The 17,054-nt window shown below is 61.7% G+C and carries 28 protein-coding genes and 1 tRNA gene; 13 read left to right on the top strand and 16 right to left on the bottom strand.

Annotation, left to right across the window (positions count from 1 at the left end; genetic code table 11):
• Positions 1 to 47: 47 nt before the first annotated feature.
• The gene (gene fliJ / locus BB934_RS17980; protein ID WP_099510859.1) at positions 48 to 437 is read right to left on the bottom strand and encodes a flagellar export protein FliJ; all 390 of its coding nucleotides are present in this window, start codon (positions 435 to 437) and stop codon (positions 48 to 50) included.
• Positions 438 to 944: 507 nt separating this feature from the next.
• On the opposite strand from fliJ, the gene ctrA reads away from it, so the two are divergent.
• Both ctrA and BB934_RS17970 read left to right on the top strand, forming a co-directional pair.
• Positions 945 to 1,646: a response regulator transcription factor CtrA gene (gene ctrA, locus BB934_RS17975; protein ID WP_099510858.1), complete on the top strand. Its 702-nt coding sequence runs from the start codon at positions 945 to 947 to the stop codon at positions 1,644 to 1,646.
• 74 nt (positions 1,647 to 1,720) lie between these two features.
• The gene (locus BB934_RS17970; RefSeq protein ID WP_099510857.1) at positions 1,721 to 2,158 is read left to right on the top strand and encodes an EamA family transporter; all 438 of its coding nucleotides are present in this window, start codon (positions 1,721 to 1,723) and stop codon (positions 2,156 to 2,158) included.
• Here BB934_RS17970 and chpT read toward each other — a convergent pair whose 3' ends face one another.
• A complete protein-coding gene (chpT, locus tag BB934_RS17965; RefSeq protein WP_099510856.1) occupies positions 2,159 to 2,800 on the bottom strand; it encodes a histidine phosphotransferase ChpT in 642 nt (213 codons plus the stop codon).
• Positions 2,801 to 2,972: 172 nt separating this feature from the next.
• Between chpT and BB934_RS17960 the strand changes: the two genes are divergently transcribed.
• From BB934_RS17960 to BB934_RS17950, 3 genes are all read left to right on the top strand, one after another.
• Positions 2,973 to 3,806 carry a 3'(2'),5'-bisphosphate nucleotidase CysQ family protein gene (locus tag BB934_RS17960; protein ID WP_099510855.1) on the top strand — a complete coding sequence of 278 codons (834 nt, stop codon included), beginning with the start codon at positions 2,973 to 2,975 and terminating at the stop codon, positions 3,804 to 3,806.
• Between the two features lie 159 nt (positions 3,807 to 3,965).
• Positions 3,966 to 4,568, top strand: coding sequence for a DUF1134 domain-containing protein (locus tag BB934_RS17955; RefSeq protein ID WP_099510854.1), 603 nt, complete (start codon positions 3,966 to 3,968; stop codon positions 4,566 to 4,568).
• Between the two features lie 212 nt (positions 4,569 to 4,780).
• Positions 4,781 to 5,788, top strand: coding sequence for a coiled-coil domain-containing protein (locus BB934_RS17950; protein ID WP_099510853.1), 1,008 nt, complete (start codon positions 4,781 to 4,783; stop codon positions 5,786 to 5,788).
• A 19-nt stretch (positions 5,789 to 5,807) separates the two neighbouring features.
• Here the strand turns inward: BB934_RS17950 and BB934_RS17945 are convergent, their stop codons facing one another.
• Together BB934_RS17945 and BB934_RS17940 are read right to left on the bottom strand one after the other, a co-directional pair.
• Positions 5,808 to 6,161 carry a hypothetical protein gene (locus tag BB934_RS17945; protein ID WP_099510852.1) on the bottom strand — a complete coding sequence of 118 codons (354 nt, stop codon included), beginning with the start codon at positions 6,159 to 6,161 and terminating at the stop codon, positions 5,808 to 5,810.
• A 53-nt stretch (positions 6,162 to 6,214) separates the two neighbouring features.
• Entirely contained in the window at positions 6,215 to 7,078 is an 864-nt protein-coding gene (locus BB934_RS17940; RefSeq protein ID WP_099510851.1) for a D-amino-acid transaminase, read from the bottom strand.
• A 113-nt stretch (positions 7,079 to 7,191) separates the two neighbouring features.
• Between BB934_RS17940 and BB934_RS17935 the strand changes: the two genes are divergently transcribed.
• Positions 7,192 to 7,806: a hypothetical protein gene (locus tag BB934_RS17935; RefSeq protein ID WP_099510850.1), complete on the top strand. Its 615-nt coding sequence runs from the start codon at positions 7,192 to 7,194 to the stop codon at positions 7,804 to 7,806.
• 131 nt (positions 7,807 to 7,937) lie between these two features.
• On the opposite strand, the gene BB934_RS17930 is transcribed toward BB934_RS17935, so the two are convergent.
• The 4 genes from BB934_RS17930 to BB934_RS17915 form a co-directional block, all read right to left on the bottom strand.
• Complete coding sequence (locus tag BB934_RS17930; protein ID WP_099510849.1) at positions 7,938 to 8,261, bottom strand: SWIB/MDM2 domain-containing protein; 324 nt, start codon at positions 8,259 to 8,261, stop codon at positions 7,938 to 7,940.
• A 185-nt stretch (positions 8,262 to 8,446) separates the two neighbouring features.
• Positions 8,447 to 8,896, bottom strand: a complete 450-nt coding sequence (locus tag BB934_RS17925) for a response regulator (RefSeq protein ID WP_237050007.1) — start codon at positions 8,894 to 8,896, stop codon at positions 8,447 to 8,449.
• An 88-nt stretch (positions 8,897 to 8,984) separates the two neighbouring features.
• Positions 8,985 to 10,019, bottom strand: a complete 1,035-nt coding sequence (locus tag BB934_RS17920) for an apurinic/apyrimidinic endonuclease family protein (RefSeq protein ID WP_099510847.1) — start codon at positions 10,017 to 10,019, stop codon at positions 8,985 to 8,987.
• A gap of 44 nt (positions 10,020 to 10,063) precedes the next feature.
• The gene (locus BB934_RS17915) at positions 10,064 to 10,417 is read right to left on the bottom strand and encodes a response regulator (RefSeq protein ID WP_099510846.1); all 354 of its coding nucleotides are present in this window, start codon (positions 10,415 to 10,417) and stop codon (positions 10,064 to 10,066) included.
• A 257-nt stretch (positions 10,418 to 10,674) separates the two neighbouring features.
• On the opposite strand from BB934_RS17915, the gene BB934_RS47135 reads away from it, so the two are divergent.
• Positions 10,675 to 10,830, top strand: a complete 156-nt coding sequence (locus BB934_RS47135) for a hypothetical protein (RefSeq protein WP_157934214.1) — start codon at positions 10,675 to 10,677, stop codon at positions 10,828 to 10,830.
• Between the two features lie 9 nt (positions 10,831 to 10,839).
• Here BB934_RS47135 and BB934_RS17910 read toward each other — a convergent pair whose 3' ends face one another.
• The 5 genes from BB934_RS17910 to BB934_RS17890 all read right to left on the bottom strand — a co-directional run bounded on the left by BB934_RS17910 (position 10,840) and on the right by BB934_RS17890 (position 13,397).
• Positions 10,840 to 11,529: a hypothetical protein gene (locus BB934_RS17910; protein ID WP_099510845.1), complete on the bottom strand. Its 690-nt coding sequence runs from the start codon at positions 11,527 to 11,529 to the stop codon at positions 10,840 to 10,842.
• Positions 11,530 to 11,559: 30 nt separating this feature from the next.
• Complete coding sequence (locus BB934_RS17905; RefSeq protein ID WP_237050006.1) at positions 11,560 to 11,976, bottom strand: DUF3618 domain-containing protein; 417 nt, start codon at positions 11,974 to 11,976, stop codon at positions 11,560 to 11,562.
• Positions 11,973 to 12,362, bottom strand: coding sequence for a phage holin family protein (locus tag BB934_RS17900; protein ID WP_099512987.1), 390 nt, complete (start codon positions 12,360 to 12,362; stop codon positions 11,973 to 11,975). The genes BB934_RS17905 and BB934_RS17900 overlap by 4 nt, the downstream gene beginning before the upstream one ends.
• An 11-nt stretch (positions 12,363 to 12,373) precedes the next feature.
• Positions 12,374 to 12,901: a hypothetical protein gene (locus BB934_RS17895; protein ID WP_175608886.1), complete on the bottom strand. Its 528-nt coding sequence runs from the start codon at positions 12,899 to 12,901 to the stop codon at positions 12,374 to 12,376.
• A gap of 109 nt (positions 12,902 to 13,010) precedes the next feature.
• Entirely contained in the window at positions 13,011 to 13,397 is a 387-nt protein-coding gene (locus BB934_RS17890; RefSeq protein WP_099510844.1) for a helix-turn-helix domain-containing protein, read from the bottom strand.
• A gap of 108 nt (positions 13,398 to 13,505) precedes the next feature.
• Between BB934_RS17890 and BB934_RS17885 the strand changes: the two genes are divergently transcribed.
• The 4 genes from BB934_RS17885 to BB934_RS17875 all read left to right on the top strand — a co-directional run bounded on the left by BB934_RS17885 (position 13,506) and on the right by BB934_RS17875 (position 15,207).
• Entirely contained in the window at positions 13,506 to 14,243 is a 738-nt protein-coding gene (locus BB934_RS17885) for a LuxR family transcriptional regulator (protein ID WP_099510843.1), read from the top strand.
• A gap of 177 nt (positions 14,244 to 14,420) precedes the next feature.
• Positions 14,421 to 14,714 carry an acyl-homoserine-lactone synthase gene (locus BB934_RS49150; RefSeq protein WP_237050005.1) on the top strand — a complete coding sequence of 98 codons (294 nt, stop codon included), beginning with the start codon at positions 14,421 to 14,423 and terminating at the stop codon, positions 14,712 to 14,714.
• A 39-nt stretch (positions 14,715 to 14,753) separates the two neighbouring features.
• Positions 14,754 to 14,972 (top strand): hypothetical protein, encoded by a 219-nt coding sequence (locus BB934_RS49145; protein ID WP_237050004.1) that lies wholly within the window; start codon positions 14,754 to 14,756, stop codon positions 14,970 to 14,972.
• On the top strand, positions 14,959 to 15,207 hold the full coding sequence (locus tag BB934_RS17875; RefSeq protein WP_099510842.1) for a hypothetical protein: 249 nt from the start codon (positions 14,959 to 14,961) through the stop codon (positions 15,205 to 15,207). Before BB934_RS49145 ends, BB934_RS17875 begins: the two co-directional genes overlap by 14 nt.
• A gap of 62 nt (positions 15,208 to 15,269) precedes the next feature.
• On the opposite strand, the gene BB934_RS17870 is transcribed toward BB934_RS17875, so the two are convergent.
• Positions 15,270 to 15,764 carry a YciE/YciF ferroxidase family protein gene (locus tag BB934_RS17870; RefSeq protein WP_099510841.1) on the bottom strand — a complete coding sequence of 165 codons (495 nt, stop codon included), beginning with the start codon at positions 15,762 to 15,764 and terminating at the stop codon, positions 15,270 to 15,272.
• A gap of 137 nt (positions 15,765 to 15,901) precedes the next feature.
• Between BB934_RS17870 and BB934_RS17865 the strand changes: the two genes are divergently transcribed.
• Positions 15,902 to 16,126 (top strand): YgaP-like transmembrane domain, encoded by a 225-nt coding sequence (locus tag BB934_RS17865; protein WP_099510840.1) that lies wholly within the window; start codon positions 15,902 to 15,904, stop codon positions 16,124 to 16,126.
• Positions 16,127 to 16,181: 55 nt separating this feature from the next.
• Here BB934_RS17865 and BB934_RS17860 read toward each other — a convergent pair whose 3' ends face one another.
• On the bottom strand, positions 16,182 to 16,448 hold the full coding sequence (locus tag BB934_RS17860) for a GlsB/YeaQ/YmgE family stress response membrane protein (protein ID WP_099510839.1): 267 nt from the start codon (positions 16,446 to 16,448) through the stop codon (positions 16,182 to 16,184).
• Positions 16,449 to 16,593: 145 nt separating this feature from the next.
• Between BB934_RS17860 and BB934_RS48560 the strand changes: the two genes are divergently transcribed.
• Positions 16,594 to 16,761: a hypothetical protein gene (locus BB934_RS48560; protein ID WP_173909464.1), complete on the top strand. Its 168-nt coding sequence runs from the start codon at positions 16,594 to 16,596 to the stop codon at positions 16,759 to 16,761.
• Between the two features lie 110 nt (positions 16,762 to 16,871).
• Here the strand turns inward: BB934_RS48560 and BB934_RS17855 are convergent.
• A tRNA-Arg gene (locus tag BB934_RS17855) sits at positions 16,872 to 16,948 on the bottom strand.
• Between the last annotated feature and the right edge of the window lie 106 nt (positions 16,949 to 17,054).

The following is a 17,054-nucleotide window of genomic DNA, read 5'->3' as shown; positions in this document are numbered from 1 at the left end:
CGTCCCGGCGGACGCGCCCTTTCAAATCTCAAGACGTGTGCGGCGGATCAGGCGGTCGCGCGCACCGGGCGTCCGTGCCCGATCTGGCTGATCGCGGCATCCAGGGAGCGCTCGCGATCCTCGAGGCTCTCTGCCTTCTTCAGCTCCTCGAAGGCCTCGCCGAGCTCGGCCTTCGCGTCGTCGAGCTGGATATGGAGGTTTTGGGCCGAGAGGCGAAGGTTGTCCCGCCGCTGGGCAGCGGCGCGTGCATAGGTCGGGTAGGCAAAGTGGTTCGGGTCGGAGATGCCGGCCTTCTGCTCCTCCGCCGCGATTTCCCGGTCAAGGTCAGCCGCCATGCGGTCGAACTCGGCGATCATCATCTCGATCTGCGCCACCCGGCGACGCTTCTCGTCGACCTGAAAGCGCTTGAGGCGGATGAGCGTATCCCGCGACTTCATCTTGATTCAACTCCACACGTCGCTGTTGCAGTGCATCTCACGGATCGCTCAGTTACCCGCCAGACATGCGACACCTTCACCGACGGAAGTTGAGCTTTCCTTACCGGCTGCGACAAAAAATTTCCTATCCCCTTCAATCCCTCGCCCCGGGGCTCCCGCCGTCGAGCTTCGTAAACCTTTCGTTTACCGATTTCGTTAACACTGGCTCGGTCACGGGCATGGCTCCCTCGGATCCGCGTCCGGATACAGCTGAAACGCTTACGGAATAAGCTTTTGGGATGAAGTGAGGCGGTTCCCTATGGTTACCCAGAATCCACAGGATAATGGCCTTCGTCGGATGATCCGGCTGTCAAGCGCGTTAAGCGCTTGCATCCCAGAATCAGGGTTTGTTAACCATTCTGAATTAGCGTTTCGAATCAGTTCAAAAGAGCATCCGCCTCAGGCCCGGCGGCGGATGGACAGCCTCCCGCTGTTCACAAGCTCTCGGGCTAGGGCTGGGGATTGAACATGCGCGTACTTCTGATCGAAGACGACAGCGCGACTGCGCAAAGCATCGAACTGATGCTGAAGTCCGAGAACTTTAATATCTATACGACCGATCTCGGAGAAGAGGGCATCGACCTCGGCAAACTCTACGATTACGACATCATCCTTCTCGACCTGAACCTCCCCGACATGTCGGGCTACGAGGTTCTGCGGACGCTGCGCGTCGCGAAGGTGAAGACGCCGATCCTGATCCTCTCCGGCATGGCCGGCATCGAGGACAAGGTGAAGGGTCTCGGCTTCGGCGCCGACGACTACCTGACGAAGCCCTTCCACAAGGACGAGATGGTCGCCCGCATCCATGCGATCGTCCGCCGCTCCAAGGGGCACGCCCAGTCGGTCATCACCACCGGCGACCTGATCGTGAACCTCGACACCAAGACGGTCGAAGTCAGCGGCGCCCGCGTGCACCTGACGGGCAAGGAATACCAGATGCTGGAACTCCTTTCCCTGCGCAAGGGCACGACCCTGACCAAGGAGATGTTCCTCAACCACCTCTATGGCGGAATGGACGAGCCGGAGCTGAAGATTATCGACGTCTTCATCTGCAAGCTGCGTAAGAAGCTCGCCAACGCCTCGCAGGGCCGCAACTACATCGAGACCGTTTGGGGCCGCGGCTATGTGCTGCGCGAGCCCAGCGAGGTGGAAGAGCGCATCGCGATCTAAAAACCGCCCATCGGCAGTTTCAAAAAGCCCGGTCCCAGCCCGGGCTTTTTTCGTTGTCAGGCATGGAGGCCGTCATGAAAACCGTTCTGATGTCGTGGCAATTCTGGGCCTTGCTGTCGGCCACCTTCGCAGCTCTCACCGCCATCTTCGCCAAGATCGGCATCGAGCAGATCGATTCGGACGTGGCGACCTTCATCAGAACCGTGGTGATCCTCATCGTGCTCGGCGGGATTCTGCTCGGCAGCGGGCAATGGCAGCCGCCGACATCCATCTCGGGAAGAACCTATCTCTTCCTTGTCCTTTCAGGCCTCGCCACGGGCGCATCCTGGCTGTGCTACTTCAGAGCCTTGAAACTCGGCGACGCGGCACGCGTCGCGCCGCTCGACAAGCTGAGCGTCGTTTTCGTTGCCATACTCGGCGTTCTCTTTCTCGGGGAGAAGCTGTCGATGCCGAACTGGATCGGCATCGCGCTGATCGCCGCGGGCGCCGTTCTCGTCGCCTACAGAGCGTGATCAGGTGGTCACAGCCCGGATCGTCACCTCATCGCCTTCGATGCTGAACGCGATGCTCATGTTCGCGGCGCGGGCGATCATGCCGGCATAATAGATCTGGATGCCGTGAGCATCGACGGTGCCCGTCTCCGAGCTTCCGGCGAGCAGCGCCTCGGAATGGGCGGGAATACGCGCATTGAGGCCCTTCGACACGATGGTGAACACGCAGGATTCCGCCTCGCCGGTGACGGTCACTGCAATCGAGCCGCCGCGCGGGATGGCCGTGGTGGCGATCATGACCAGGTTGAGGAGAAGCTTCACCCGGTTCTTCGGGAACAGCAGCCGCGGCGAGGACCAGGAAAAGCTGATCTTGTCGTCGAGGAAAAGACCGCGGGCGACCTGCTCCGCGTCGCCGAGATCGATGGAGGCGCCGGCCGATCCGGCCGCGCCGAAGGCGAGGCGCGCGAATTGCAGACGGGCCGAGGCCTGCTTGGCGCTCTTCTGAATGAGGTCGAGCGCGAAATCGCGCATGGAAGCGTCGCTGTCGTCCTCGAGCACCTCCAGCCCGTTGACGATCGCACCGACCGGCGAGATCACGTCGTGGCAGACGCGCGAGCAGAGGAGAGCGGCGAGGTCGAGCGAATCGAGCGAGATCGTGGCCATGAGGGCTCCGGAAGCACCGTAAATTCGGCTATGTGTTCATGAAATCGAGATTTCGACGAGCACCAATACAGCCAAACAGGAAAGAGAACGTGAACCCGGATACCCGGCTACGGGTTCTTTGGAAAGCGGGCAAAAAGAGATCGACACTTCCCGGGGGAACGGGCACAAAGCCATGATGCGCTTCGCTGGTCAGAGTCCCGACGAGATCGCCCTGAAGCTTGCCGACATCGCCTGGGAGGCTGGGCGGGTTCTGCGCAGCATGGAAAACGCCTTTATCGACAAGCGTATCAAGAGCGACGGGTCCCCGACGACCGCTGCCGATCTGGCCGCGGAGGAACTCATCATCAAGCGTTTGGACGAAGCCTGGTCCGGCGTTCCGGTGGTCGCGGAAGAAACCTGCAGCTCGGCCGAGACGGAGGATTACTTTTTTCTCGTCGATCCCCTCGACGGCACCGGCGACTTCATCCACGGCACCGGTGAGTACAGCGTCAACATTGCCCTGATCCATGGCGACAGGCCCCTGGCGGCGGTCGTCGCCGCTCCGGCCATGGGATCGATCTGGACCGCGGGCACGACCGCCCGCGTGAGCGCGCTCCCGGCCGGTTCGGAGGCGACATTCGAATGGCGCGAGGCGAAGGTTCGGCCGGCCCCCGAGACGGATCTGGTGGCCCTGGTGAGTCGTCGGCATGGGGACATCGCCACTGAGGCCTGCCTCTCGGTCCTGTCGATCGGCACGCGGCGCATGACCTCCTCGGCCCTGAAATTCTGCCTCATCGCCTCAGGCGAGGCCGATGTCTATGTACGCTGCGGCCCGACCATGGAATGGGATACGGCGGCCGGCGACCATATTCTGACCCGAGCGGGCGGCAGCGTCGTAGGCCCCGGCGGCGCTCCCCTCACCTACGGCCACGAGGACCGCGGCTTCCGGAACGGCCCCTTCGCGGCGATCGGCGACGTCGCCCTCGCCCCCCGGCTCGACCTGCCCGTCGCAGCCTCGGCCGCCTGAGAGGCGATCCCTGACACCAACGCCCATCATGCTCTCGCCATGAAAAGGCATGACGTACAGACATTGTTAGGGTTGATGAACTTAAAGTTCGAACCTCGATAGCAGCCTTCCGGCCGGACATGGCCAGATTGCCCCCTGTCTCATGCGAGGAGATAGCCTATGCGCTCCCGATCCAAGATCATTGCCGCGGCCCTCTTTGCCGCCCTGTTCGGTGCCCTGCCCCTGGAGGCTTCCGCCCAAACCGTCCAGCGTGCCTATGCGGCCAATCCCGGCGGTCCGGAATCGTTCAATTCCAACGAACTGGTCGAGTCGGGGCATCAGTTCTTCGGCTCGGCCTCCCGCGGCATCGCGCTTGCCCTTCAGGAGGCTGTCCGGCGCTGGGGCGAGCCGAACGGCTACATCCTGGGCCAGGAGGCCTCCGGTGCCTTCTTCGGTGGATTGCGCTACGGCGAGGGCAAGCTCTTCACCCGCAATGCCGGCGACCGCCGCATCTTCTGGCAGGGCCCGTCCCTCGGCTTCGATGTGGGCGGCGACGGGGCACGGACCATGATGCTGGTCTACAACATGCCCTTCACCGACGCGCTCTATAAGCGCTTCGTCGGCATCGACGGCTCGGCCTATTTCATCGGCGGCTTCGGCGTCACGGCGGTTGCAGCGGACGAGATGATCGTGGTGCCGATCCGGGCCGGCGTCGGGGCGCGTCTCGGCGTCAATGTGGGCTATCTGAAATTCACCTCCGAGCCGACCTGGAACCCCTTCTAGCGACGCCTCTCCCGGCAAGCCTCGTCCAAGGCAGTGGAAACGGCCTGCGAATGCGCTACAACGGGCCGTCTGGAGCATAGGGCTCCGGAATGAGCATCGGATGGATCCCGAAAGTGGCCTCCACTTTCGGGTCCGAGGCTCTGGAAAGCTGCGCAGGCACAAGGCAAGGTGCTTGAGCGTTACCGATCAAGCACCTTGGAGTTGGCGTCCGCGTGGTCGAAACCATCATGATCTTCGCGCTGGGATTCGTCGCCGCATCCCTGATCGCGCTTCTCATCATCCCTGCCGTGAACGCCCGGGCCGAGCGCCTGGCGCGCCGCAGGGCCGAAGCCCTGTTTCCCCTGTCAATCTCGGAGCTGACGGCGGAGAAAGATCACCTGCGCGCCGAATTCGCCGTGCAGCAGCGCCGGATCGAGCGCAAGGTCGAGGAGGCGCTGACCGTCAAGCGAGAGAGCATGGAAGAGCTCGGCCGGCGGGCCATTCGCATCGAAGCCCTCGAGAGCACTCTCGCGGAGCGCGAGCGGCTGGTCCTCGAACTCGAGACCGCCCTGGCCGCCACCCAGACCCGGCTCGCGGCCGGCGAAACCGATCTGGGTCAGACACAGACCCATCTCGCCAGCGCGCGGGAAACCCTTGCCGCCCTCGAGAACGCCCACCGGGCCACCTTGAACGAATTGTCCAATACGCGCATGGAGCTCGATCTGGCGCAGAGCGAGCGCTCCAAGGTCAGGACGGAGCTTGTTCAGGCGGAAGAAAAAATTGCCCGCCTGGAGACGGATCTGGTCGATGCGGAACGGCAGGTGACGAGCGCGCTGGGCGATCTCGCCACCAAACGCATCATGGTCTCGGATCTCGAAACCCGCCTGATGACGCAGACCGCGCGGGGCAACGATTTCGAGCGCGCCCTGAACGAACGGCAGAGCGAATTGTCGGACGAGCGGTTACGCCTCGCCGAGCTGGCCAGACGCTTTGCCGCGGAACAGGAACGCAGCCTGACCCTCGAGCCGCGGATCCGCGAACTCGAAAGCGAGCGGGACGAGGCTCAAACCCGCCTCGGAAACCTTGAAGGTTCAGAGAGCCAGAACGACGAGCTTCGTCGTCAGATCTCCGAAGTGGCCACCCAGATCATGAAAAGCGGCGATGACCAGCCCGATGAAGGCAAATCCCGGGACAACAACAGGTCCCGTGAGGGCAAGCGGCGCCGTTCGGCTGGACGGTAGCCGTCCCGGCGAACCGGGATTACTTCGGAACGACCTGTTGATTGCCGCCCGGACTTCCCGGAGGACGGATGACCGGCGTCGAGTTGGGATCCGGCACGGGCGCGGGCACGGTGATGTCGGGCGTGGCGCTCTCCGGGGGCCGGATCACGCCGTCCGACCGCTCCAGCTTGTCGCTCAAGGTGTTGGTGGACCCCGTCTCAGACGGGCCGCTCGTCGTGCCGCCATCGGTATTGGGCTCGATCTTTTCCGCCGGCATCTGGTTAGGCGCCGGCATGTTAGGCGGCCGCTGCTGCAGCACTTCAGGGTTCTGCGCCAGCGCAGCGGTGCCAAGACCGGCTGCAAGGATCGTGGATAGGACCAGCACGCGCTTCATGGATCACTCCTTTGCGAAGGCAACGGGCGACCCGGAAGCGGGTTCCGGCAAAGCTATTCCGCAGCCATCGCCGGCGCGCTTGCCATCTGCAGGTAGAGCTGGCGCAACCTCGTCGTGATCGGGCCGGGCCTGCCGTCGGCAACGGGGCGTCCGTCGATGGACACCACCGGCAGCACGAAATTCGAGGCGCTGGTCAGGAAGGCTTCCCCCGCCTCATAGGCCTCCGCGACCGTGAATCGACGTTCCTCGAGGACAATCCCGCTTTCTTGCGAGAGCCGCAGGAGGGATTTGCGCGTGATCCCTGGCAGGATGGCCTGGGAGAGCGGGCGCACGACGATGCTCCCTGCTTTCGTGACAATGAAGGCACTCGACGAGCCTCCCTCCGTCACGAATCCGTCCTCGACCAGCCAAGCCTCCTGCGCTCCGGCCTCCTTGGCCGCCTGCTTGGCGAGAACCTGCGCGAGCAGGTTGATCGATTTGATATCCCGCCTCTGCCAGCGCAGATCCGGCACGGTGACCACGGCGATTCCCTTCTCCGCCGCCGGCGCATTCGCGATGGCCTTGGCCTGCGTGAACATCGCAACCGTGGGCTTGGCGTTCTCCGGAAAGAAGAAATCCCGTTCGGCAACGCCGCGGGTGACCTGGAAGTAGATGAAGCCCTCCGTCATGCCGTTTCGGCGCGCGAGTTCTTCCTGCAGGGCGGTCCACTCGGCCTTGGAATAAGGATTGGCGATGCGGACCTCGCCGAGCGAGCGCTCCAGGCGCTCGAGATGAGCCTCGTTGTCGATCAGGCGCCCGTCCAGCATCCCGACCCCTTCGTAGACTCCGTCGCCAAACAGGAAGCCGCGGTCCATGAAGGGCACCTTGGCCTCTTCGATCGGGAGAAAGGATCCATTCAGGAAGACGATGCGGGACATGCCAACTCCAAAGGCGTAACGCGATTCCACCAAGCTTAACCTATGGGCAGATGAACCGCTCGACCTATATCCCCGAGGGCACCTGCAGCCTTTCGAGGATAGGTATCGCCATCATGAGATCGACGCCACTTCTCATTTTGACAGCCCTGCCATTCCTGTTCATGACGGCGCCGGCAGCGGCCAGCTCCCTGCCGGCGGAAAGCTGGTTCAACCAGCAGGGCTATGTCGGGCCCGCGGGGGGCCGGATCATCGCCTGTCACGGCTATGGCTGCGTGCGCCGGATGCAGATTTCCGTCGACGGGACATGGCTGAGCCAGGCTAGGACCATCCTGCGGACGGGACAGGGGTCGCCTGACGCGGAACGCCGTGCCCTTGGCGATGTGGTCCGGTCCTATACGGCCTATCTGGCGGCGTCCTTCGGGGGAAAGCCGGACAGACCCGGCTCACCGCCCCAGATGTCTGGCGTCTACGGGCAGATGGATTGCCTGGACGAGACCGCGAACACGACGAGCCTGCTTCTGGTCCTGCAGGACCAGGGGCTTCTGACCCATCATGTGGTGGAATACCCGGAATCGCGCGGCTTCTTCCTCGATGGACGCTATCCGCATTTCACCGCTGTGATCGCCGAGAAACGGACAGGGGCGGAATGGGCGGTGGATCCGTGGGAGAAGGCCCCGGGTCAGAGGCCGGATATCCTGCCGCTCACGAAGTGGCGGCAGGATTCTTGATGAAATCAGCCAGAGCATCGGACCCAAAAGTGGATTCAACTTTTGGGATCCAATCCGATGCTCCTTCTTAGTTGGCGCATCGTTTTTCGCGGAAAACCGGATCCACTTTCCGCACGATGCGCTAAGCGATCTTATTTGAGGTGCTGCGCGAGATGCTTGTTCATCTCGAACATCGTCACCTTCGGCTTGCCGAAAATTGGCTTCAGCTTGTCGTCGGCGATGATCTCGCGCTTGTTCTCGGGATTCTGAAGGTTGTTCTTCTTGATGTAATCCCAGATCTTGCTCACGACCTCGCCACGCGGCAGCGGATCAGAGCCTACGATGGCGGCCAGTTCCTTGGACGGCTGCAAAGGCTTCTGAAGAGCATTGGGCTTGGAGCCGGCAGCCTTCTTAGCGGCAGGCTTGTCTGCAGCCTTCTTCGCACCGGCTTTTCCGTCTGTAGTCTTGGTCGGCATGTATTCCTCCGGGAATCGTATGGGAAAGCTTATCGACAGCCCTGTAGCCGGGCCCGAAAGCTCATTGACCGATCGTCGGTCGGGCATCCCGGAGAGACTTACCGGTACCCGGCCCCCTGACAGAAGGTCAATTCCGGCAGAGCTTATGTCCGTGCAACGCCGTCAGCAAGCCGGACTTCAGGAATTTAGGCGGTTTTCGGGAAGGGCAGAACCTTGGCAGGCTGTTCGACCGATGGCCGTGGGTTTTTGGCAACATGCCAAGCTCGCTTCGTCCGTTCTACCGCCGACTGGACATGTGACACGATCGACTCATTCGGGCAGGGCTTGGCCAGAAAGGCCGCGCCGGGAGGCAGATCGCCCTGAGACGGCCATTGCCGACCCGACATGATCAGGATCTCGGTCGCCGGCCAGGTCCGATGCACGCGGTGGGCAAGCTCGAAGCCACTGCACCCGAGGGGCATGTCCACATCCGTCAGGAGAACCTCAACCTGCAATCCCGCCTCCAGCAGAACCAGGGCCTCGGCCGCGTTGGCTGCCTCGACGACCTTGAAGCCGACGTCTTCGAGAAGATCTGAGATGAACAGGCGGATCAGGGGCTCGTCTTCGACGAGGAGGATCGTGGAAGGGTCGGACATCAACTGTCTTTGGCTCACTGAACAATGTCCGACAACGCCACCAAATCGGTTCGGTTCCAAGGAAAAACGAGTCATTTGCAATGCTATTTCATATGCCTGCCGGCGCTAGTCGTTTTTCGACATGGCGCACCAATCCCTCGGTGGCGATGTTCTTGAGCTTGGCCTCGATCTCGAAATCGGACCAGGACAGATGGCGCAACACCAGGTCGTTGACCGCCTCGTTCCACATGAGGTCCGAATGGGCGCGCAGATCCTTCGGCTTGATCCCTGCCGCCACCAGCACCTCGAAATCGGGAAGCGCCGCGATGTCCTGATCCGGCAGGAGATCCTCCCGGGAGACGCTGACATGGCTCACAGGCCGCACGCCGCGCCAGGAAGCGACGATGCGTCCGATCCGTGGATCGTCAGGCTCGATATATTCGCCCTTGCTCATGATCCAGTGATGGTGAAGGTCGAGAACGAGCGGCACCTCGTCGGCAAGGGGCAGAAGGTCGTCGAGACCGAAGCTGACCTCGTCATTCTCGACCGTGATCAGGTTTCGGGCCGTCTGGGACAGATGCTTGAGCCCGCTACGGATGCCCTCCGCTCCGACAGCCTTCGCGCCGCCATGAATGTTGACGTGCGCGCCATGCGGATGCCAGCCTCCGCCGAATCCCATGAGAGCCATAATCTCGGCGTGATACTCGAATTCCGCACGACCGTTCGCCGCGGCTGCGGGATTGGCCGAGGCGATCACGCAGAACTGGCTCGGATGCATACTGAGGCGGACATCCCCGTCACGGGCGATCTGTCCCAGGGCAGAAAGCTTCGTCTCGATGAGCCGGCGCAGATCGGGATCGCGGTAATAGTCGTGGCAGCCCGGATGCGTGTAGCCGGGGAGCAGATCGCTGGAAAGGCGGTGCAGGCGCTCGCGCTTCGGCCGGGTCGCTACATGCGCGATCTGGAGCCGGAACGCTTCCAGGTTATGCGCGACGACGGATGCGAGTTTGTCGTAGGCGGCGCTTGGTTCCAGACGGCCGAGATAGGTCATCGTCACCGTGCTCGTGTTCATCTCCCGCGCGGTCTGAGCGGAGCCGTCTTCGGGAATATATTTGCAGCAGAAGCCGAATCGCGAGTCTTGCATGATGAGGATGTTGTTTGCGGGGCAACGAGATTCTGCCCGATGCTCTAGCACAGCAATCGATTGCCTGCGATGTCTCCGACGGAATCAAGAAGTGCCTGCTCATCGTATGGCTTTGCGATGAAGGCGGCCTGCTGGAGCGGCCGGGGCAGATCGGACCGCTTGGAGGCCGACACGAAAACGAACGGGATCTGCCGTTCGATGAGCGCCTCGGCCACGCCGAAGCTCTTGCCGCCGACCACATCGATGTCGAGCAAGGCGCAATCGAAACCGTCATCGAGATGCCGATAGGCTTCGGACAGAGAACTCAGCGCATCGGGAACCTCGTGCCCCTCGGCCTCAAGGATCGCCTGCAAATCCAAAGCGATCATCGGATCGTCTTCCAGGATCAGAATGCGCACGCCAAACCCCTACTCGCTGGCCCAGTAGGCCAACTTCCCGAGCCGAAAAGCCTTTTGGAGAGCGGGAACTTTGTCCCAGCATGGAAGCAACCGGTTCATGGCCCCAGAGTTCCTGAAATTGGCTCGGCACATCGGAAGTTTGAGAATTCAGGGTTAACGCCATGCGGGCTGAGAAACGCCGCCGATAGAGCGCCGCCGCTTGAAACCGGCCCGCCCCATTCCTATCTCATGATCAACCTGGTGGCATGATTGTCCACATGATTGACCACCAGAAGCGGTCACGTTGCAGATCTGATGACGCCGGATGTACGCGCATCATTTTCGCCGTGGCCGTTGTTGTTTTTACTGTTGCCGATATTGGCTTCATGAAAAAAGAGCGCCGGCTTTCACCGGCGCTCTTTCTATTTGGCTGACCTCGGGGATCAGTGCCGGTTCGCATCTTTCTGGCCGCCGAACTCGCTGTCATGCCGGCTGAAGCGTGCATCGTCGCCGTTGAACGCCTCTTCGACATATTCACGGCCGCGATCGGCGGCTTCGCGGGCGTAGCGCACTCCCTGATTGCGAACCTCATCCGCCCATTCGCCGAACATCTCGTTCTCGCGTCGGGTGCGCGGCAGCAAGGCGCCCAGGAGCAGGCCGGCTGCCAGGCCGACGAGACCCACGACCATCGGATTCTCGGACACGTAGCTCTGAACGCCTCCGCGGGCATGGCCGAACGCGCTTGCAGAGCGGTTGCCCACATGAGCCGCACGACGGCGCTGGTTCTGATAGGCATCGGAGGCCCACTCGGACGCACGCCCATAAGTGTCCTGTGCCCATTCCGACGCGCCTTCATAGACATCCTCGGCCCGGTCGCGCACCTGCTCGGCAGCCTGCTGAGCCTTGCCGGTCAGGGAGTCGTCCTGACGTTGCGCATTCTGCGAGGACTGGCCTTTCTGCTGACCCTGGCTGCTCCCTGCTTGCGCGGATTTCTGATCGTGCGCATGCGGCATCGGGGCCTCGCCGATATTCCCGACGGACGTTCCTGCGGATACTTTGCCCGCGGTACCTGTCTCCGTTCCACTCTGCTTGTCATTGGCCGAACGGCCGGTCTCGTTCTTGTTATTCACCATGGAAAGCTCCTGTTCAATTCACTGAAATCGCTAAAAGCGGGGTGTCGTGCTGGGACTCTCGAAAAGCTCGTCGGAGCGCTGCAGCGGATCGGCCTGCGAGCCGTAAAGTCGCGAGTCTTCCATCTCCATCAAGAGGTGCTCCTCGGTGATGAGATCCTCATCGGCGGCGATCAGCCGTTTATGGGATCTGGATGGCGGTCGGCTGAGCCGGTGGGCGAGAAGGCCAATGCCCAACGCGATCAGCATCACGGGAACCGGATTGCGTTTGACCGTTTCCAGAACCCGGTCATAGAGCGGCCCATATTGACTGGTGCGCGCAGTGCCGAGCATGTCGTCGACGACACCCGAGACGGACATCTTGTCCTGCAGACGATCGATGGTCCGGTCGAGCTGGGCGCGGCTGCGCGCGATGTCCTGCTCCAGATCGTGCAAGCTCTGCGTCATCATGCACCTCTTTCCGACAGAACTTCCGCATCACGCTTGAGCGAGCGCATCGTTCTCTCCGGCGCAAGCGAGGACGATGTCATGGTGCTGCGGCCCCATAGCCCGAGTCCGATGGCGATCAGAGCCATGACGCCACCGACGATGAGCGCGGCCAGGGCCTCGGAATTGACGACCGTCGCCAGCCATTCGACAAGCGACTCGGTCAGCAGCATCAAGGCAGCGATGGCGAAGATTGCCGCCACGACCACCATGGCGAGGCCCAGGAAGAGAGTACGGATGTTCTGGGAAATCTCCGTACGGAAGAGAGTGAGTTCCTTCTGCGCGAGATCGGTCGATTCCCGCAGCGCCTCGCCGACGAGACCTTGGATGGTTTGGTTGTTGCCCTGCATGGCGGTCCCCACTAGGCGCCGGTCTGTGTGCGCGGGCGCTGCGCCTGGCGGACAGGGGCCCGTGCGCCGCGAGCCGCGGCGTGACCAGCGTCATCGTAGCGGAGATCTTCCGCCGTGCTCTTGATGAAGCGGGCGGCGAGGAATCCGACGGCGACCGATACGGCGGCCACGGTTGCCGGGCGACGGCGCACGACATCCTCGAATTCGTTGAAGAAATCGGCGAAGGTGCGCTCGCGGATCGATTCCGCCAGCTGCTCTAGGCCTTCGGCGGCGCTGTCGACGACGGCGCGGATGTTGGGGCGCTCGTCGAAGGACCGCGTGGACTCGCGCAGGGAATTCGCGAAGTCCGCGACCGATGCCGCGACATCGTCCTTGCGGCGGTCGGCATAATCGGTTGCCTGCTCACGCGCCGAATCGATGAAATAGCGGCTGCGCTCCACTGCGGCGCCGGCAATGTCGCCGACATCGCCTTTCAGCGCATCCCAATCCTCGTTGCCATTGTCCTGTTGGCTGTTGGTGTTCTGCTGTCCCACGCCCATGGTAGACCTCTCTTAATCGTGAGTGTCTAACCATTTAGAAGCGCGGCAGGTTCCGAACCTTCCCAGGGCCCAATGCTTTAGCACCGGACACGGTTCGCCGCCTCCCCCTCTAGCTCACCGAAGCGAGCCAATCGACCAGGTCGGCGACCTTCCTGCGGGCTTCGTCGTCCTTCAGCTTCAGGAACCCGCGGACAAGGCGGTCGCTTTCCGATCGCGTCAGAAATTCCGCCACGAGGCTGTCATCGGAGAACCCTCCCGCACGCAGCCCGGGGAGCCCTTCGAAGAAGAACTCGATGCTGACATCCAGGATCCCGGCGATGTGAAGCAGGCGGCTGGCGCCGATGCGGTTCACGCCTTTCTCGTATTTCTGAACTTGCTGGAAGGTAAGCCCCAAGGCGTCCGCGAGTTTTTCCTGGCTCATTCCAAGCATGAGCCGCCGCGCCCTGACGCGGCTGCCGATATGCCTGTCGACCTGGTTGGGAGACTTCTTTTGCAACCGCCGCTCCTGCTTTGCTCTGCCTTTTCCTATCTAGGCCATTTCTAAAACTTTTGGTAGTATATCTATAATATTTAACTAAAAGTTGTATTGACTGTGGAGATTTCCGTGAGCGGCAGCACCTTCGACCATGCAACGGAGGCCTTCGATTTCATCGATAGCCTCGATCACCTGGACAGCCCGGGTAAGGTCGTGGAAGCAGTCGCCAAAACGTTTTCCCTCTTCGGGTTCGAAAACTTCATCATTACTGGCCTGCCGAGCCCCAGGGAACGGTTCGAGCAAGTCGTTCTGCTGAAGAAATGGCCCAGGGGCTGGTTCGACATCTATGCTAGGGAAGACTATGTGCGCAGCGATCCCATCATCCGCCTCTGCAGGAATACGACCCAGCCTTTCGAATGGTCGGAAGCTCCCTACGATCGGGCAGGCGAGCCGAGAGCTGCCGAGATCATGGAGCGGGCGACGGATTTCAGGATGAAGGAAGGCTTCTGCCTGCCGATTCACGGCATCAACGGCTACGAGGCGTGCTTCTCCATGAGCGGCGTGGACCTCGACCTGTCATCCCGGACGAAGCCCGCCCTGCATCTGATGGCCATGTATGCCTTCGAGCGTGCCCGGGAATTGCTCAAGCCCAGTCTGCATGCCGGCTCCGGCCTCCTGACCCCACGGGAGCGCGAAGCCCTAATCTGGGCCGCCGCCGGAAAATCGGCCGCGGATACAGGCGAGATCTTGGGCATCACCGAGCGGACGGTGACCGCCCATATCGCGAGCGCCTGCCAGAAGCTCGACGCCGTCAACAAGACCCAGGCCGTGGCGCGAGCCCTGCAGTACAAGCTGATCGGCATATGATGCCGACCCTGTAACTTCCTACAATATCCGCCGTCACCCGGATGCGCGAGGATTGCCCCATCAATGGAAGATTGGGGATTGCGCAAGATGACCAGAATCCACGTTATCGATAGAACAAATCGAGATTCATACCAAGACATCTTGGATGAATACTTCCGCCTTAGATACGAAATATTCGTGAACGAGCGAGGATGGCGCGATCTACACCAGATCGACGGGCGCGAGATCGATGATTACGACAACGATGATGCGATCTACCTGCTCGCCCTCGATGGAGACCGGGTGGTCGGCGGGCAGCGGCTCTACCCGACCGTTCTGCCGCACATGCTGAGCGAGGTTTTCGGCCATATGGCACCGCGCGGCCTCCCAAAGGCGCAGCATGTTCTCGAGTGGACGCGCTATTTCGTCGTTAAGGAGAGACGGATGGGCCGAACCGATTGTCGGCTTCTCGCAGCCATTCAGCAATTCTGACTCGAGGAGGGGATTACGGAGGTTACGGCGGTCGTCGAGATGTGGTGGCTGCCCCGTTGGCACCAGGCCGGCTTCAAGGTCAAACCACTGGGCCTGCCCACCGTGATCGAGGGCCAGCCATGCATCGCGGCCTCGATCGAGATTTCGCAGCAAAGCCTGGACCGCGTCTGCGGCCTCGCAGGACTGCGCAGTTCCGCCCTTGTCCGCAACGCGCCGCTGCGCGGCCCTCTGAATCGGGTGCCCCATGTCGCTGCCTGACGAGAACCTTCCCCTCGCCTCCTTCGTCCAGGAAGAGATGATCGACCGCGCATCGCAATCCCTGGCACAATGTCTCGCGCAGCTTCCTCCGATCGTGCGCCTCAGGCTTCTCGCCTTCATGCATCTGGTCGAATTTCCGGACACGATGAAAGCCGCGCTCGAGATTACGCCATCCGGCTCCATGCGCCTGATCCTGGATACGGAGGTTGCGCCGGACAATGCACATTGCCATTGAGACCTCATGAAAAAGGCTCCGCGCCCATCGGGAGCGCGGAGCCTTTAAAGGGCAGACCGCTATCAGGCAGCCTTCGTATTCACGCGGGCCTCGGCCAGCTTGGTCAGGAGCAGATCGGTCTTCTTCTCCTCCTGAAGGTTCTGATCGAGGAGCTTTGCGGCATCGCGCATGCCCAGTTCCTCAGCCCAGGTCTTCAACGAGCCGTAACGGGTGATCTCGTAATGCTCGACGGCCTGCGCAGCGGCGAGAATGCCGGCATCGAGCGCCGCGCTGTCGGCGAAGTCTTCCATGACTTCCTTGCCTTCCTCGATGAGGCCGTTGATCGCCTCGCATTGCACGCCGCGGGCCGGCTTGCCGAGCATTTCGAATACTTTTTCCAGCCGTTCGATCTGGCCCTGCGTTTCTTCGAGATGAGTCTCGAAGGCCTGCTTCAGCTCTTCGGATTCGGCGTTCTTCGCCATCTTCGGCAGCGCCTTCAGGATCTGCTTCTCGGCGTAGAAAATGTCCTTCAGCGTATGAAGGAAGAGATCGTTCAGAGTTTTTTCGCTTGCTGGCATCGTGACAACTCCATGGTTGAAGCGTGGACTCAACGAAGGTCAAGCTTTGAGGTTCCTGCCCCGGTCACGCCTGCGTCGCGCGGAACAACCGGGCTTCGCGTCGCGTTCGCCAAAGCCAAGCAAGGAGAACCGAAGTGATGAACGGAGAGCCCAATCTCAGCACCGCCGAACGCGGGGTCTACATGCTCGTGGGCCTTGGCCTCGCCGCCGCGGCAGCCAAGCCGCGCCCGAACCCGCTGCTGAGCGTGCTCGCGCTCGCCGGCGGTTCTTATCTGGCTTGGCGCGGATATGTAGGCAATTGCCCGGTCAAGGCGGCTATCACGGGCGGCCACGACAGCGAACGCCTCGTCTATCGGGGCTGAACGGGAAACGGCCGCAGCAGCGCTGCGGCCTTTCCGTCTAGACGCGCGTGAGAACTCAGTAGGACGAAGTGGAACGGCGTCCGGCGATCAGGCCATAAATGAACAGAACGACGATGGCTCCGACGATGGCACCGATAAAACCTGCCCCCTCATCGGCACGATACCAGCCCAGAGCCTGACCGAGATAGGTGGCGATGACGGCACCCACGATGCCGAGAATGGTTGTCATGATGAAGCCGGACGGTTCGTTCCGGCCTGGCATGATCCATTTCGCGATCAAACCAGCCACGAAGCCGATAATGATGGTCCAGATAATGCTCATGATGCGGTCCCTGTCAGTGTGTTGCCTTCTCAAGGAACGCACAGCTTCGGCTAAGGTTGCGGCGGAAAGCTTTCCCAGCCCCGCTTTTTCATCATCTCGCCTCACTTGAGGCGGACCCTCCCGGCTCGCAACGGAGACAGATGTCATGAACTCTGCCGGAGAACACTGGAATTATGAGGCCGTGCAGGCCCTCCTGGCCCTCGCCAGAGAAGGCGTTCCTGTCTCGGTCATCAGCCTGAAGCTGAAACGCCCGGTCACCGAGGTTCGCGCCAAGCTCGACGACCTCGGCGTCACGCCAGCCGCAGAGGTTTGAACCTCGATACTCCAATGCAGAACCTCGATACTCCAATGCAATGGCCAGGGGCTGCTGCGCGTGAACGAGCAGCGTCGAACCTTGCCTGCATCGTCAATGTAAGGAGAAAATGGCGCGCCCGAAAGGATTCGAACCTCTGACCCCCAGATTCGTAGTCTGGTGCTCTATCCAGCTGAGCTACGGGCGCTTGGTCGGCAGGTCGCTCTTGGGAAGCAACGTTGGCCGAGGCCGGTGACATAGAGGGATCTGATCCGGTTGGCAAGCCTCTTCGTGCAGAAGATATGCGGAAAGCC

The sequence above is a fragment of the Microvirga ossetica genome (genome assembly GCF_002741015.1).
Taxonomy (GTDB): Bacteria; Pseudomonadota; Alphaproteobacteria; order Rhizobiales; family Beijerinckiaceae; genus Microvirga; species Microvirga ossetica.
Note: the sequence above shows the minus strand (reverse complement) of the source record. Positions and strands in the feature narration are given on the sequence as shown.

Excerpts from the sequence above, each read along its gene's own strand:
- fliJ (WP_099510859.1), bottom strand. The coding sequence starts at position 437 with ATGAAGTCGCGGGATACGCTCATCCGCCTCAAGCGCTTTCAGGTCGAC.
- ctrA (WP_099510858.1), top strand. The coding sequence starts at position 945 with ATGCGCGTACTTCTGATCGAAGACGACAGCGCGACTGCGCAAAGCATC.
- BB934_RS17970 (WP_099510857.1), top strand. The coding sequence starts at position 1,721 with ATGAAAACCGTTCTGATGTCGTGGCAATTCTGGGCCTTGCTGTCGGCC.
- chpT (WP_099510856.1), bottom strand. The coding sequence starts at position 2,800 with ATGGCCACGATCTCGCTCGATTCGCTCGACCTCGCCGCTCTCCTCTGC.
- BB934_RS17960 (WP_099510855.1), top strand. The coding sequence starts at position 2,973 with ATGATGCGCTTCGCTGGTCAGAGTCCCGACGAGATCGCCCTGAAGCTT.
- BB934_RS17955 (WP_099510854.1), top strand. The coding sequence starts at position 3,966 with ATGCGCTCCCGATCCAAGATCATTGCCGCGGCCCTCTTTGCCGCCCTG.
- BB934_RS17945 (WP_099510852.1), bottom strand. The coding sequence starts at position 6,161 with ATGAAGCGCGTGCTGGTCCTATCCACGATCCTTGCAGCCGGTCTTGGC.
- BB934_RS17940 (WP_099510851.1), bottom strand. The coding sequence starts at position 7,078 with ATGTCCCGCATCGTCTTCCTGAATGGATCCTTTCTCCCGATCGAAGAG.
- BB934_RS17935 (WP_099510850.1), top strand. The coding sequence starts at position 7,192 with ATGAGATCGACGCCACTTCTCATTTTGACAGCCCTGCCATTCCTGTTC.
- BB934_RS17930 (WP_099510849.1), bottom strand. The coding sequence starts at position 8,261 with ATGCCGACCAAGACTACAGACGGAAAAGCCGGTGCGAAGAAGGCTGCA.
- BB934_RS17925 (WP_237050007.1), bottom strand. The coding sequence starts at position 8,896 with ATGTCCGACCCTTCCACGATCCTCCTCGTCGAAGACGAGCCCCTGATC.
- BB934_RS17920 (WP_099510847.1), bottom strand. The coding sequence starts at position 10,019 with ATGCAAGACTCGCGATTCGGCTTCTGCTGCAAATATATTCCCGAAGAC.
- BB934_RS47135 (WP_157934214.1), top strand. The coding sequence starts at position 10,675 with ATGATTGACCACCAGAAGCGGTCACGTTGCAGATCTGATGACGCCGGA.
- BB934_RS17910 (WP_099510845.1), bottom strand. The coding sequence starts at position 11,529 with ATGGTGAATAACAAGAACGAGACCGGCCGTTCGGCCAATGACAAGCAG.
- BB934_RS17905 (WP_237050006.1), bottom strand. The coding sequence starts at position 11,976 with ATGATGACGCAGAGCTTGCACGATCTGGAGCAGGACATCGCGCGCAGC.
- BB934_RS17900 (WP_099512987.1), bottom strand. The coding sequence starts at position 12,362 with ATGCAGGGCAACAACCAAACCATCCAAGGTCTCGTCGGCGAGGCGCTG.
- BB934_RS17895 (WP_175608886.1), bottom strand. The coding sequence starts at position 12,901 with ATGGGCGTGGGACAGCAGAACACCAACAGCCAACAGGACAATGGCAAC.
- BB934_RS49145 (WP_237050004.1), top strand. The coding sequence starts at position 14,754 with ATGTGGTGGCTGCCCCGTTGGCACCAGGCCGGCTTCAAGGTCAAACCA.
- BB934_RS17875 (WP_099510842.1), top strand. The coding sequence starts at position 14,959 with ATGTCGCTGCCTGACGAGAACCTTCCCCTCGCCTCCTTCGTCCAGGAA.
- BB934_RS17870 (WP_099510841.1), bottom strand. The coding sequence starts at position 15,764 with ATGCCAGCAAGCGAAAAAACTCTGAACGATCTCTTCCTTCATACGCTG.
- BB934_RS17865 (WP_099510840.1), top strand. The coding sequence starts at position 15,902 with ATGAACGGAGAGCCCAATCTCAGCACCGCCGAACGCGGGGTCTACATG.
- BB934_RS17860 (WP_099510839.1), bottom strand. The coding sequence starts at position 16,448 with ATGAGCATTATCTGGACCATCATTATCGGCTTCGTGGCTGGTTTGATC.
- BB934_RS48560 (WP_173909464.1), top strand. The coding sequence starts at position 16,594 with ATGAACTCTGCCGGAGAACACTGGAATTATGAGGCCGTGCAGGCCCTC.